We start from the raw sequence: 13,266 nt of genomic DNA on the forward strand, positions 1-13,266 counted from the left end.
GCGCGCGGTTTGAACAGGGCCGGTCCGGATACATGCTTTGAAACAGTCGGGGCGGTTCGAGCGGGCGAGGCGAGTGGGGAATGTGGCGGTGCCCAGGTGAATAGCCGGCCTCTTCGCCCGCGCCGTGGCGGCGGCTCAGAATCGACCGACTCCCCCGGTCCGGCGAAAAGCACCGCGGCTTCAGCTTCCCCGGCGCGCTCCACCTCATCGAAAGGCACCGCGTCCGGCTCCAACGGCCGGGTCTCCGGTACCGCGGCGGCCAAGTCCCGCTCGACCGGCGCGCTCGCCGGGACGCGGAACATGGCCAGGCAGCGGGCGCTCGCGGAGAACAACGCGGACGCGCTGGTCAATCTGCGGCTGCGGCTGGCGGCGGCGTACTCGTGGCGCATCCTGGTGGTCGGAGCGGCGGTCTACGTCGCCTACCTGCTGCTGCTGCGGTTCGAAGTGGTCGGTATCGCGGTCTTCCTCTCCTTGGTGTTCACCGCGCTGCTGCGGCCCTCGGTCAACATCACCTCGCGCTGGCTGCCGCGCTCGCTGTCGGTGCTGGTGTCGATGGTCGGCAGCCTCGCGGTGATCGGCGGGATCTTCACGCTGGTCGGCACGACGGTCGCGGACGAGAGCAGCAGCCTGAGCCACGAGTTCAGCGGCGGCCTCGACCGGATCGAGCGCTGGCTGGAAGGGGCGCCGTTCCACGTCAACCCCTCCGCTCTGACCGGGCTCCAGGGCAAGATCACCTCGTTCATCTCCAGCCACCGCTCGACGCTGATCAACCAGGCGCTCAGCGGCGCCAGCCGCGCGGTGGAGATTCTCACCGTGCTGGCGCTGGCGGTCTTCTGCTCGATCTTCTTCACGAACTCCGGCGAGCAGATGTGGCGCTGGTTCACGGTGCAGCTGCCGGGCGAGTCGGGGAGCACCTGGGACCGGGCCGGGCGCGCGGCGTGGACCACCTTCTCCGGATACACGCGCGGTGTGATCATCGTCGCGGCGACCAACGCGGTGATGGTCGGGATCTCCCTGTATCTGCTGAAGGTGCCGCTCGCGCTGCCACTGACGCTGCTGGAGTTCTTCGCCTCGTTCGTCCCGCTGGTCGGCTCGCCGGTAGCGATGGCGGTGGCCACGGTGGTGGCGCTGGCCGGGCGCGGCGTGGTGACCGCGATCATCGTGCTGGTGCTGATCGTGGTGTTCGGCCAGATCGAGGGGCACGTGCTGCAACCGCTGGTGATGGGCTGGGCGGTGCGGCTGCATCCGGTGGTGGTCGCGGTCTCCGTGATCGCGGGCACGGTGGCCGCGGGCTTGGTCGGCGCGGTGGTGGCGGTGCCGCTGGTGTCGATCGCGTGGTCGATAGTGCGGGAGTTGCGTACCAGCCCGGAAGCGGATGCGGACGTCGATGTCACGGCGCCGGACGAACCCTGACACCCGAGCTCAGAAAAATCACGGTGGCGCGGCGGCGGCTCGGTCTTAGCATGGCGGCGTGATAGCAGCCGACCGAATCCTGCCGTTCCTGGTAACGGCGATCATCATCATCTTGGCTCCCGGCCCGCAGGTGCTGTTCGTGGTCGGCCGCGCGCTCGCGTACGGCAGGCGAGCGGCGGTCTCGACGGCGGCCGGTGGAACCTTCGGCGCGTACATGCAGGCGATTTTGGTCTCGCTCGGGCTCGGCACGCTGGTCGAGCGGTCGGCGGTCGTCTATATGGCGCTGAAGCTGGCCGGCGCGGCGTATTTGGTGGTCCTCGGCGTCAAAGCGTTCCGGCACCGGCACGCGCTCGGCGCGAGTTTGCAGGAGGGCGAGGAAACCGTCGAGGGCGCGGGCGCCCCGTCGGCTCGGCCGGTCACCGGTTTGCGCGCGGCTCGGCAAGGAGTGCTGGTCGGGCTGACGAACCCTAAGGCCGCGGTGTTCTTCGGCGCGATCCTGCCGCAGTTCGTGGACCGGGCGCGTGGCGATGTGCCGCTGCAGATGCTCCTGTTCGCGACGATGTTCTCGACCATGGCACTGGTCTGCGACAGCAGTTGGGGGCTTGCCGCCGGGACCGCGCGCGACTGGTTCGCCCGCTCGCCGCGCCGGCTCGCGATGGTCGGCGGCGCGGGCGGTCTGGCGATGGTGGGGCTCGGCGTCGGGATCGCCGTGACCGGCCGCAAGGACTGACCGCGTGACCGAGTCAGCTGCGCAGCTGCCGTGGCGCGTCATGCGTCAGGACGACAACGGCAACCAATACCTCGTCGGCCGTCACGCGACGCGCGATGAGGCTCAGCAGGCGATCGCACGGCTCGAAACCGGCGGCCACAAGCAGCTCTACTGGGTCGAGGGCGATCCGGAGCAGTCGGTGTCAGCCGGGCTTGGGGCGGGCCAGTAATCATCGAGGTCTGCGATGCGGCGGGGTGGGGGTGGCGGGTTCGCAGCCGGCGTCCTGGAAAAGCGCGGCGCGGGAGCGGGTTGAACGTGTCCGGCGACGCTGGTGAACGTGCCGCGCGCCGCGTTGTGCGGATGTCCGGACGCCTCCCACGGGGTCAATACCGGCGTGACGCAAGCGTCTGATTCGCCGAATACCTCGGCCCAATCGTCGCGCGGCCGCGAGGCGAAGGCCCGCGTCAAGAGCTGTCGCGTCTCGTCCCACGTCGCGCGATCGTGCTGTCGGGCCGGATCGATCCGGTCGGCCAACTCCAGGCCGGCCAGCAGCTGCGCGTAGAACTGCGGCTCGATCGCGCCGACCGCGACGAACCGGCCATCCGAGCACGCATAGGTCGTGTAGAAGGGCGCTGATCCATCGAGCAGGTTCTCTCCCCGCCGCTCGCGCCACAGGCCACGCGCCCGCAAGCCATGCACGATGCCGCTGAGCATCGCCGCGCCGTCCGTCATCGCCGTGTCCACGACTTGTCCACGGCCCGATCGCTCGCGCTCGACCAGCGCGGCGAGCACTCCGACCGCGAGCAGCATTCCTCCACCGCCGAAGTCCGCGACATAGTTGAGCGGCGGCGACGGCGGGCCGTCGAACGGCCCGAGCGGTTCGAGTGCCCCGGCGATCGCCAGGTAGTTGATGTCGTGTCCGGCGCGCGCCGCCAGCGGGCCGTCCTGTCCCCAACCGGTCATCCGCGCGTAAATCAGCCGGGGATTGCGCTCAAGGCAGTCCTCCGGGCCGAGGCCGAGGCGCTCCATCACGCCGGGGCGGAAGCCTTCCACCAGAACATCTGCGTGTGTGGCCAAGTCGAGCGCGGTCTGAATGTCGCCTGGGTCCTTGAGGTCGAGCGCCGCGACGCACCGGCCGCGATCGAGCGGGTCGCCGGGATGCGGCTCGGCGGTCAGTCCGCGATCGGCCGGGTTCGTGATCCGCAGGACGTCGGCACCGAAATCCGCGAGCAGTGTGCAGGCGAAGGGGGCCGGTGCGAGGGATGCGAACTCGAGGACGCGGATCCCGGCCAGCGGACCTGTCGGGCCAGAGGTCATGATGCGAGCTTAGAGGCGCACCTAAGGCAGCGATCGGTGCCGGTTACGTACGATGCGAACTGTGAGCGGTGGACACCCTGCGCCGGAGACCGGCGCCCAGGAGCCGATGGGGTTCACCCGATGGGCCGCCGCGCATCACGTTCGCGCAGCCTTGGTCGGAGCGCGGCGGCGGGGCGTGGACGTCGGGCCGCTGCTCCGGCACGCCGGGATCGAGCCCGAGGTGCTGGCCGACGAACGTGGCCGGGTGCCTGCCGCACAGTTCGTCGCGCTGACCAAGGCGTTGTGGGCCACGCTCGACGACGAACTGCTCGGGCTGTGCGCTGGGTCGCTGCGGGTCGGCACGTTCGCGATGATGGCGCATGCCGTTGTGCATTGCAGCCCTGATCTGCGCACCGCAGTGCGCCGCGCGGACCGGTTCTACCGGTTGTTCCCGGCCGGGCCGCGCTTCTCGCTGATCGAGAGCGACGCGGTCGCCCGCGTCGAGTTCGACTTGTCCGACTACGACGACCCGGACCGGTTTGCGGCGGAATCGCTGCTGATCGTGTGGCACCGTTCGGCCTCGTGGCTGATCCGCCGCCGGATCGGGTTGCGCGAGGTGGAACTCGGGTACCCCGCGCCGCCGCACGCGATCGAGTACGGCCTGCTGTACGGCACGACCTGCCGGTTCGACGCCCCGGTCACCGCGGTCAGCTTCGACCGTACGCTTCTGGACCAGCCGGTCGTGCAGGACGAGGCAGCGCTTCGGGCGTTCCTGCGCCGCGCGCCCTGGGACATTCTGGCCCGGATGGACTACGGACAGGAGGTCTCCGCTCAAGTCAGGAGGCTGCTGAACCAGGCGCTTGGCGAACCGGCCGTGCTGCCGGGCCCGGAGCAGGTCGCGGCGCGGCTGGCGATCAGTCCGCAGACGCTGCGCCGCAAGCTGGCCGCCGAGCAGACCAGCTTTCAGCGCGTGCGCGATCAGCTGCGTCGCGATGTGGCGGTCTCCGCACTCGTGCGCGGCGACGCCTCGATCGAGGAGCTGTCCGAACGGCTTGGCTTCTCCGAGCCGAGTGCGTTCCACCGCGCCTTCCGCCGCTGGACCGGGGCGACGCCAAGGACTTATCAGGGGTCATATCAGGGGTCATATTAAGACGGGCGACCCGATGCCGGCGCACCCGCGGTACCCCTCGAATCCTGACGCGCGGCCGCACTGGATCGCGCCGGGGGGCGGTTGGGAACCGCTCGATCCCGTCCGGCATCATCTTCTGCGTGACGACTGGCCAGCTTCAGCCCACCGGGCACCGTGCGACCGCCGCCCACACGCGCCACGCGCTCAGCAAGGTGCCGGAGGTGACCCTCTATTTCTGGATCACGAAGGTGCTGACCACCGGAATGGGCGAGGCAGCCTCGGATTTCCTCTCGCACGCGCTCGGCCCGGTCGTCGCGGTCGGCCTCTCCGGCCTGGTGCTCGCCGGGGTGCTCTGGCTCCAGTTCCGCGCGCCGCACTACCGGGCCTCGATCTACTGGACCGCGGTGGCGATGGTCAGCGTGTTCGGCACGATGGCAGCAGACGTGCTGCACGTCGGCCTCGGCATCCCTTACGGCGTGTCCACGGCGTTCTACTTCGTCGTCCTCATGGCCGTCTTCGCGCTCTGGAACGCGAGCGAGAAGACGCTGTCCATCCACAGCATCTACACGCCGCGACGTGAGGCGTTCTACTGGCTGACCGTCATGGCGACCTTCGCGCTGGGCACCGCGGCCGGCGACCTGACCGCCACGACGCTCGGCCTCGGCTACTTCTCCTCCGGCGTGATGTTCGCCGTGATCATCGCGGTCCCGGCGATCCTGCACCGCAGCCGCACCCTCGGCGCGGTGTCCGCGTTCTGGTTCGCCTACATCGTGACCAGGCCGCTCGGCGCCTCGTTCGCGGACTGGATGGCGGTATCGAAGGCACGTGGCGGGCTGAACATGGGCCTCGGACCGGTGACCGTGGCGTGGACGATCGCGATCCTCGGCTTCGTCGCCTACCTGGCGATCAGCCACCGGGACGTGCAGACGGCCGAATCCGTCGAGAGCGTCGATGCCTAAAGGACTGGCTGCGGTCAGGAACACTGAGCGGCTGGGTCATGCGTTTTTGTAGGCCACCACGCCTACCGTGGCAGGTATGACCGATGCACTGATCTTCGATGCGGTACGCACGCCGCGCGGCAAAGGCAAGCGCGGGTCGCTGCACAGTGTGAAGCCGGTGTCCCTCGCCTCGGGCCTGCTGCGAGCGCTGGCCGACCGAACCCGCCTGGACACCTCGGCTGTCGACGACGTCGTGTTCGGCGTCGTGTCCCCGGTCGGCGAGCAGGGCTCCGACATCGCGCGCATCGCGGTGCTGGCGGCCGGCTGGGACCAGAGCGTGGCGGGCGTACAGCTCAACCGGTTCTGCGCGTCCGGCCTCGAAGCGGTCAACATGGCCGCCGCGAAGGTCGCCTCCGGGTTCGAGGACGTGGTCGTCGCCGGCGGCGTCGAGTCCATGTCGCGGGTGCCGATCGGTTCGGACGGCGGCGCCTGGATGGCCGATCCGCAGACCGCTTTCGCGGTGAGCTTCGTGCCCCAGGGCGTCTCGGCCGACCTGATCGCGACGCTGGAGGGCTTCGGCCGCGCGGACGTGGACGGCTTCGCGGTGCGCAGCCAGGAGAAGGCCGCGAACGCGAAGGACAAGGGCTACTTCGAGCGCTCCATCGTCCCGGTCGTGGACCAGAACGGCCAGGTGCTGCTCGCGGCGGACGAGACGATCCGGCCGGAGACGACGCTGGCCGGTCTCGGGGCGCTCAAGCCCTCCTTCACCGTGCCCGGGGAGTTCGGCTTCGACTCGGTGGCGATCGACCGCTACCCGCAGGTCGAGCGGATCGACCATGTGCACCACGCGGGAAACTCCTCGCAGATCGTGGACGGCGCGGCGGCGGTGCTGATCGGCAGCCGCGAGGCGGGGCGGCGGCTCGGCCTCAAGCCGCGGGCCCGGATCGTGGCGACCGCGTCGGTCGGCACCGAGCCGACGATCATGCTCACCGGCCCTGCTCCGTCCGCGCGCAAGGCGCTGGACCGGGCCGGTCTCTCGGTGGACGACATCGATCTGTTCGAGGTGAACGAGGCGTTCGCCGCGGTGGTGATGAAGTTCTGCCGGGATCTCGGCGTGGACGAGGACCGGGTCAACGTGAACGGCGGCGCGATCGCGCTCGGGCATCCGCTCGGCGCGACCGGGGCGATCATCCTGGGCACTTTGCTTGACGAGCTGGAGCGCCGCGACCTGCGGCGGGGGCTGGCGACGCTGTGCGTCGGCGGCGGCATGGGCGTGGCGACGATCATCGAGCGGGTGTGACGTGACTGAGAACAACGCGGGCAACACTGAGCCTGGCAGTGCGCGGCAGGGCGGAGCGGGCATCCGCTACTCGCGCGACGACGAGGACATCGTCACCCTGACGATCGATCAGGATGGCCCGGTCAACGTGATGGGCGCCGGGTTCCGCGCGGACTTCGGCGCGGCCGTGCAACGGCTGGAGGCGGAGCGCGACTCTATTCGCGGTGTGATCGTCACCTCGGCGAAGAAGACCTTCTTCGCGGGGGCCGACCTGCGCGAGCTGGTGCAGATCACGAAGGCGGACGCCGCGGCGTTCGCGCGCGAGGTCGAGCTGGTGAAGTCGCTGCAGCGGCGACTGGAACGGCTCGGCCGCCCGGTCGTAGCGGCCGTCAACGGCAGCGCGCTCGGCGGCGGCCTCGAGATCGCGCTGGCCTGCCACCACCGCGTGGTGCTGGACCGCGACGACGTGCGGCTGGGCTTTCCGGAGGTCACGCTCGGGCTGATCCCGGGCGCCGGCGGCGTGGTGCGGACCGTGCGCCTGATGGGTGTTCAGGCGGCGCTTCCGCTGATCGCCGAGGGCAAGCAGCTGCGTCCTGCGGCGGCGCTGAAGGCGGGATGGGCCGACGAGCTCGCGTCAGACCTCGACGACCTGCTCGCCAAGGCCCGCGCCTGGGTGCGGGCCAACCCGGATGCCAAGCAGCCGTGGGACGCCAAGCCCGGAGCCGTCGGGGTCAAGGATCTCAAGCCGATGGATCCGAACTCTTACAGTCTGCTGGCCGCGGCGAGCGGGGCTTTGCGCAAGGAGACGCACGGCACGATGCCCGCGCCGGAGAAGGCGCTGGCCGTGATCGTCGAGGGCGCGCTGCTCGACTTCGACACCGCGCTCGAGGTCGAGGGCCGGTACTTCACCGAGCTGGCCACCGGGCAGATCGCCAAGAACCTGATCGGCACGTTCTTCTTCCAGCTGAACGAGATCAAGACCGGCGGCTCTCGGCCGTCCGGCCACGAGAAGCAGCGCACGGCGAAGGTGGCCGTCCTCGGCGCCGGAATGATGGGCGCGGGCATCGCGCAGGTCACCGCCGTCGCCGGCATCGAGGTCGTGCTCAAGGACGTCAGCGCCGAGGCCGCCGACAAGGGTAAGGCGACGGTCGCGAAGCAGCTCGACGCGCAGGTCGCCAGGGGCCGGCTGACCGAGGAGCAGCGCGACGCCGTGCTCTCGCGCATCACGACCACCACCGACTACGCCGACCTCGACGGCTGCGATCTGGTCATCGAGGCCGTATTCGAGAAGCGCTCGGTGAAGAACGAGGTCAACGCGGCTGCCGAGGCCGCGGCGCGCCCGGACGCGGTGATCGCGTCGAACACCTCCACGCTGCCGATCACCGGCTTGGCCGAGGCGGTGCCGGACCAGGGCCGCTTCATCGGACTGCATTTCTTCTCGCCGGTGCCGAAGATGAAGCTGGTCGAGATCATCCGCGGCGCGAAGACCTCGGACGCGACGCTGGCGCGCGCGTACGACTACGTGCTGCAGATCGGCAAGACCCCGATCGTGGTCAACGACTCACGCGGCTTCTACACCTCGCGCACGTTCGGCACGTATATCAGCGAAGGCGTCAGGCTGCTGGCGGAGGGCGTGCACCCCGCGCTGATCGAGAACGTGGCGAAGAAGGCCGGCCTGCCGGTCGGCCCGCTGGCCGTGCACGACGAGGTGAGCCTCAGCCTCTCGCTCAAGGTGCGCGACCAGACTCTCGCCGACCTGGCTGAGGCCGCACAGAGCGCTGAGGCGACGGCCAGGATCAAGGAGCTGGAGAACGACCCGGCGTTCCGGATCATCGAGGAGCTCGTTCGCGACCTCGATCGGCCGGGCAAGGCCGGTGGCGCAGGGTTCTACGACTATCCGGCGGACGGACCGAAGCGGCTGTGGCCCGGCCTGGCTGAGCGCTACGGCCGGCCGGACGGCGGCGGGGTGAGCGAGCAGGACCTGCGCGACCGGCTGTTGTTCATCCAGTCGCTGGAGACCATCCGCTGCCTGGAAGAGAACGTGCTCACCTCCATCCGGGACGCGAATCTGGGCTCGATCTTCGGTATCGGTTTCCCGGTGTGGACCGGCGGCACGGCCCAGTTCGTCAACGCGTACGGCGTCGAGGAGTTCACCGCGCGCGCCGACTACCTGGCCGACCTGTACGGCGAGCGGTTCCGTCCGCCGCGACTGCTGCGCGAGAAGGCCGCGCGCCACGAGGCGTTCTAACCGGCCGCGATCGATTTCGGGTGGACGGCGCAGCGCCTGGCTGATGGACTGCCGGCATGACGACGATCAACGACAAGGCAGAGCAGTTCCAGGCGCTGCACCGGCGCGGCGAGCCGGTGATCCTGGCGAACGCCTGGGACGTGGCCAGCGCGTGTGTGGTGCAGGACGCGGGCGCGAAGGCGGTCGCGACGACCAGCGCCGGGGTGGCGTGGAGCTTGGGTGCCCCGGACGGCGACCGGCTCGACCGCGCGAGCGCGCTGGCGCTGATCGCTCGAGTCGCGCAGGCGTTGCACGTACCAGTGACCGCCGATATCGAGGAGGGATTCGGCGCGACGCCCGCGGATGTCGCCGAGACGATCCGCGGCGTGCTGGCGGCGGGCGCCGTGGGCGTCAACATCGAGGACGCGCTTCACGGGCCGAGCGACGGCGGCTCGCTGCGTGCCGTCGAGCAGCAGGCGGAGCGGATCGCGGCGGCGCGAGCGGCGGCCGAGTCGGCTGGCGTGCGGCTGTTCATCAATGCCCGCCTCGACACGTACCTGCTGTCTGTGGGCGACGAGGATGCCCGACTGGACGCGACGCTGGCGCGCGCGGCGGCGTACGTGGCGGCGGGAGCGAGCGGCGTGTTCGTGCCCGGAGTCGTCGATCCGAAGACCGTCTCAGCCCTCGTGGACGGCATCGACGCCCCGCTCAACGTGCTGACCGGCCCCGGCGCTCCCCCGATCCCGGAACTCGCCGCGCTCGGCGTCGCGCGGATCAGCCTCGGCTCGTCGATCGCCTCGGCCGCCTACGGGCTCGTACGGCGGGCGGCCCGTGAAGCTTTCACGGCGGGGACGTACGAGACGATCAGCGAACCGCTGGGTTACGCGACGCTCAACGACCTCATCGCGCAGAGCGTGCGCGAGAGCTAAGAGCAGGTCAGCGCGGGCGTCGTGCACACGACGCGGGGCGTGGGCCGATCAGCGGAAAGCCGGACCGCGGACAGCCGGCCGGTTGGTGCGCTGCAGAGTGCGGCTGCAGCGCACCAACCGACCAGGCCCGGTCGGCGGGGACCGCGGTACGGTGCGGTCCGAAGGCCGTTGAGGCTCTCGATGTGCGGATCGTGGCCTCCACTCGGGCACAGTGGGTTCTGCTAGGCGAAATTCCATCAAGTTTTCGAACATTTCGGAATCTCGCTCGAATGTTATCGCTGAATCACGGTGTGCCACAAGAGGCGCGCGCGGGGCTCGCGTTGCGGGGCGGGCGGTTCCGCTCGGGTGCATTGGCGTTACCATGCCTGCCATGAGCCCAGCAGAGGTCACGTCCCAGCAGGGGGGACCATCCGGCGACGGTGCGGCGACCCTCGCGGAGATCGCCCGCGCGGCGGGAGTCTCGACTCCGACAGTTTCGAAAGTGCTCAACGGACGCGCCGACGTCGCGCCGTCCACGCGGGTGCGCGTGGAGGAGCTGCTTCGCCAACACGGTTACAGCCGCCGGCGCGGCAGCGGACAGCCCTCGGCGTTGCTGGACCTGGTCTTCCACGAGTTGGAGAGCCCGTGGGCGATGGAGGTCATCCGCGGGGTGGAGAACGTGGCCCGCGACACCGGCCTGCATGTGGTGCTCTCCGAATCAGCCGGACGCCTGAGTCCCGGCCAGACCTGGGTCGACGGGGTGCTGGCGCGGCGGCCGACCGGCGTGATCCTGGTGCTCAGCAATCTGGACCCCGGCCAGCGCGCCCAGCTGACCAGCCGCGACATCCCGTTCGTGGTGATGGACCCGGCGGGCGACCCCGGCGAGGACGTACCGTCGGTCGGCGCGACCAACTGGCACGGCGGGTTGGCGGCGACCCGGCACCTGATCGAACTCGGTCACCAGCGCATCGGCGTGATCGGCGGCCCCGGCCGGATGATGTGCAGCCGGGCCAGGATCGACGGCTATCGCGCCGCCATGGACACCGCCGGACTGCCGATCGACCCGCAGCTGATCCGGGAGGGCGACTTCCACCACGAGTCCGGCTACTCGCTCGGCCTCGAGCTGCTGCGGATGCGCGAGCGGCCGACCGCCATCTTCACCGGCAATGACCTGCAAGCGCTCGGCTTGTATGAGGCGGCGCGCGAGCTGGGCCTGGTCATCCCGCGCGACCTGAGCGTCGTCGGCTTCGACGATCTGCCGATCACCCGGTGGATAGGGCCGCCGCTGACCACGGTGCGCCAGCCGCTGACCGAGATGGCCGAGGCGGCGGCGCGCCTGGTGATCGACCTGAGCCGGGGCAAGCGGCCGAACGCGCTGCGGGCGGATCTGGCCACACGGCTTGTGGAGCGCAGCAGCACAGCGCCGCCTCCGGGGGCGTGAACAGGATTGCGTTCGAACACGTTGCAGAAACTTTCGAACGAAATTGCTGCGTCACTGAGCTCTTCGGCAGTGCGCTCAGTCAGCGGTGCGGATTCGGCTTGAGTACTCAGTCACCTAGAAACGCCGCGGCTCGCTTGCCCCAGGTGAGCACGTCCGAGTAGTCCGGCGAGATGTGCAGCCGGGAGTTCGGCAGCAGCTTGCGGAGCGTTTCAGCGGTCGAGACCGGATGCCCTGGGTCGCCTGCCCAGGTGAGGATCAGCGTCGGGTGCGTCAGGGTGCGCAGGATCTCAGGGTCCGGTAGGTCTGACGCCGCCGAGCCGCGCATGATGTGGGGATAAAGCCGCTCGCAGATCGAGGGTGGCGGCAGCGGTGTGGGGCTTTCGGCATGCACCGGAGGCGGCGGCACGTCCTTGGTCACCTCGAGGAAGAACTCCAGTCCCCGGCTCTCGACCACGTCGGCGATCGCTCGATTCGCCTCAGCCAGCTGGACTCTGGTGTCCCACGCGGTCGGCGGGATGAGGAGCACCAGGCTGCCGAAGCGCTCTGGCCGTTCGAGCGCCGCGTAGAGCAGGGTGCCGCAGCCCATGGACGCGCCCATCGCGTCCACCGGGTCCGGACCGGCCACCCGATCGAGCACGGCGAGCAAGTCGCCGGCCAGATGCGACCAGATGTAGTCGGTGAATACGGGACGCCCGGTGGATTCGCCGTGGCCGCGCGCGTCATAGCGGATCAGGCGACGGCCCGAGGCGACGATCGGCGACCAATCGTTCAGCGTGTACATCGGTTCGTTCACGCGGGAGGAACTCAGGCCGTGCGCGTAGACGACGGGACGGCCTTGGCCGGCCTCGTCGTAGGCGAGCGCTGTTTCGCCCAAATCCAGCGTTTGCTGTTTCGGCTCCGGTATGCGGTTCATGGTCCTCGCAATCATCTGGTGCGCGTTCCTGATTGTCGCTGCCTTGATTGTTTCCGCCTTGATTGTTTCCGCAGTGGTTGTTCCCCGCCGGGTGGACCGAGTCGCGCGCGGCGCGCAGACTGGACGGGTGCCTGAGCTTCCGGAAGTCACCGCGCTGGCCGCGTTCCTGACCGAGCGCGCGAGCGGGCTCGCGGTCCAGCGCGTCGACGTGGCCGCGTTCTCCGCGCTCAAGACCTTTGACCCGCCGATCTCCTCGCTGACCGGCACGACCGTGCGCGGAGCCGAGCGGCGCGGCAAGTTCCTGGCGGTCAAGCTCGACCAGATGTACCTCGCCTGCCATCTGTCCCGCGGGGGCTGGTTGCAGTGGCGCGACGAGATGCCTGCCGCACCCGCGAAACCCGGCCGAGGACCACTCGCGCTGCGGGTGCATCTCGACGGCGGCTGCGGCTGGGACCTGACCGAGGCCGGCACGCAGAAGCGGCTGGCGGTGTACGTGGTGCCGGACCTGATGGAGGTGCCGGGCATCGCGCGGCTGGGTCCTGACGCGCTCGATCCCGCACTCGACGTCGCCGCGCTGGCCGAGTTGCTGGCCGATCGGCGCAAGCAGATCAAGGGTCTGCTGACCGACCAGACCGCGATCGCGGGCATCGGCAACGCGTACAGCGACGAGATCCTGCACACGGCTAAGTTCTCTCCGTTCAAGCTGGCGTCGAGCTTCACGCAGGAGGAGGTCGAGACGCTGCACGCCGCGATCCGCAGCGTGCTGACAGACGCGGTCGAGCGCTCGGTCGGGCAGCGTGCCGCGACGCTCAAGGAGGAGAAGAAGACCGGGCTGCGGGTGCATCGGCGAACCGGCGAGGCCTGTCCCGTGTGCGGGGACACGATCCGCGAGGTCAGTTTCTCGGATTCCGCGTTGCAGTACTGCCCGACCTGCCAGACGGGAGGGGTCCCGCTGGCCGACCGGCGGATGTCGAAGTTCGGCGTTCGGACCTGATCCGTCGAGGCGCTAGTCC

The 13,266-nt window shown here is 69.8% G+C and carries 12 protein-coding genes; 10 read left to right on the top strand and 2 right to left on the bottom strand.

Annotation, left to right across the window (positions count from 1 at the left end):
- Positions 1-96: 96 nt before the first annotated feature.
- Genes VN779_RS21025 through VN779_RS21035 form a run of 3 tightly spaced genes read left to right on the top strand, consistent with a single transcriptional unit; the run spans position 97 to position 2,351 of the window.
- Positions 97-1,413 (top strand): AI-2E family transporter, encoded by a 1,317-nt coding sequence (locus VN779_RS21025; RefSeq protein WP_325725992.1) that lies wholly within the window; start codon positions 97-99, stop codon positions 1,411-1,413.
- A 58-nt stretch (positions 1,414-1,471) separates the two neighbouring features.
- Positions 1,472-2,143 (top strand): LysE family translocator, encoded by a 672-nt coding sequence (locus VN779_RS21030; RefSeq protein ID WP_325725995.1) that lies wholly within the window; start codon positions 1,472-1,474, stop codon positions 2,141-2,143.
- Positions 2,144-2,147: 4 nt separating this feature from the next.
- The gene (locus VN779_RS21035) at positions 2,148-2,351 is read left to right on the top strand and encodes an SPOR domain-containing protein (protein WP_325725998.1); all 204 of its coding nucleotides are present in this window, start codon (positions 2,148-2,150) and stop codon (positions 2,349-2,351) included.
- On the opposite strand, the gene VN779_RS21040 is transcribed toward VN779_RS21035, so the two are convergent.
- Positions 2,291-3,439: a CaiB/BaiF CoA-transferase family protein gene (locus tag VN779_RS21040; RefSeq protein WP_325726000.1), complete on the bottom strand. Its 1,149-nt coding sequence runs from the start codon at positions 3,437-3,439 to the stop codon at positions 2,291-2,293. The genes VN779_RS21035 and VN779_RS21040 overlap by 61 nt on opposite strands.
- 61 nt (positions 3,440-3,500) lie before the next feature.
- Between VN779_RS21040 and VN779_RS21045 the strand changes: the two genes are divergently transcribed.
- The 6 genes from VN779_RS21045 (at position 3,501) to VN779_RS21070 (ending at position 11,340) form a co-directional block, all read left to right on the top strand.
- Positions 3,501-4,568 (top strand): AraC family transcriptional regulator, encoded by a 1,068-nt coding sequence (locus VN779_RS21045; protein ID WP_325726002.1) that lies wholly within the window; start codon positions 3,501-3,503, stop codon positions 4,566-4,568.
- A gap of 119 nt (positions 4,569-4,687) precedes the next feature.
- Positions 4,688-5,506 carry a hypothetical protein gene (locus VN779_RS21050; protein WP_325726004.1) on the top strand — a complete coding sequence of 273 codons (819 nt, stop codon included), beginning with the start codon at positions 4,688-4,690 and terminating at the stop codon, positions 5,504-5,506.
- A gap of 76 nt (positions 5,507-5,582) precedes the next feature.
- Positions 5,583-6,785, top strand: coding sequence for an acetyl-CoA C-acetyltransferase (locus VN779_RS21055; RefSeq protein ID WP_325726006.1), 1,203 nt, complete (start codon positions 5,583-5,585; stop codon positions 6,783-6,785).
- A 1-nt stretch (position 6,786) separates the two neighbouring features.
- Positions 6,787-9,012 carry a 3-hydroxyacyl-CoA dehydrogenase NAD-binding domain-containing protein gene (locus VN779_RS21060; protein WP_325726008.1) on the top strand — a complete coding sequence of 742 codons (2,226 nt, stop codon included), beginning with the start codon at positions 6,787-6,789 and terminating at the stop codon, positions 9,010-9,012.
- A gap of 56 nt (positions 9,013-9,068) precedes the next feature.
- Positions 9,069-9,920 (top strand): isocitrate lyase/phosphoenolpyruvate mutase family protein, encoded by an 852-nt coding sequence (locus VN779_RS21065; protein ID WP_325726010.1) that lies wholly within the window; start codon positions 9,069-9,071, stop codon positions 9,918-9,920.
- 361 nt (positions 9,921-10,281) lie between these two features.
- Positions 10,282-11,340: a LacI family DNA-binding transcriptional regulator gene (locus VN779_RS21070; RefSeq protein WP_414639733.1), complete on the top strand. Its 1,059-nt coding sequence runs from the start codon at positions 10,282-10,284 to the stop codon at positions 11,338-11,340.
- 106 nt (positions 11,341-11,446) lie between these two features.
- Here VN779_RS21070 and VN779_RS21075 read toward each other — a convergent pair whose 3' ends face one another.
- On the bottom strand, positions 11,447-12,253 hold the full coding sequence (locus tag VN779_RS21075; RefSeq protein WP_325726014.1) for an alpha/beta fold hydrolase: 807 nt from the start codon (positions 12,251-12,253) through the stop codon (positions 11,447-11,449).
- 127 nt (positions 12,254-12,380) lie between these two features.
- Here VN779_RS21075 and VN779_RS21080 point away from each other — a divergent pair, with 127 nt between their 5' ends.
- Positions 12,381-13,247 (top strand): Fpg/Nei family DNA glycosylase, encoded by an 867-nt coding sequence (locus tag VN779_RS21080; RefSeq protein WP_325726017.1) that lies wholly within the window; start codon positions 12,381-12,383, stop codon positions 13,245-13,247.
- The last annotated feature ends 19 nt before the right edge of the window (positions 13,248-13,266 follow it).

It is taken from the genome of Actinocrinis sp. (genome assembly GCF_035605935.1).
Classification (GTDB): Bacteria; Actinomycetota; Actinomycetes; order Streptomycetales; family Catenulisporaceae; genus Actinocrinis.

What these genes read in the sequence shown, in the direction of transcription:
- VN779_RS21040 (WP_325726000.1), bottom strand. Translation starts at nt 3,439, where the DNA reads ATGACCTCTGGCCCGACAGGTCCGCTGGCCGGGATCCGCGTCCTCGAG.
- VN779_RS21055 (WP_325726006.1), top strand. Translation starts at nt 5,583, where the DNA reads ATGACCGATGCACTGATCTTCGATGCGGTACGCACGCCGCGCGGCAAA.
- VN779_RS21065 (WP_325726010.1), top strand. Translation starts at nt 9,069, where the DNA reads ATGACGACGATCAACGACAAGGCAGAGCAGTTCCAGGCGCTGCACCGG.
- VN779_RS21070 (WP_414639733.1), top strand. Translation starts at nt 10,282, where the DNA reads ATGCCTGCCATGAGCCCAGCAGAGGTCACGTCCCAGCAGGGGGGACCA.
- VN779_RS21075 (WP_325726014.1), bottom strand. Translation starts at nt 12,253, where the DNA reads ATGAACCGCATACCGGAGCCGAAACAGCAAACGCTGGATTTGGGCGAA.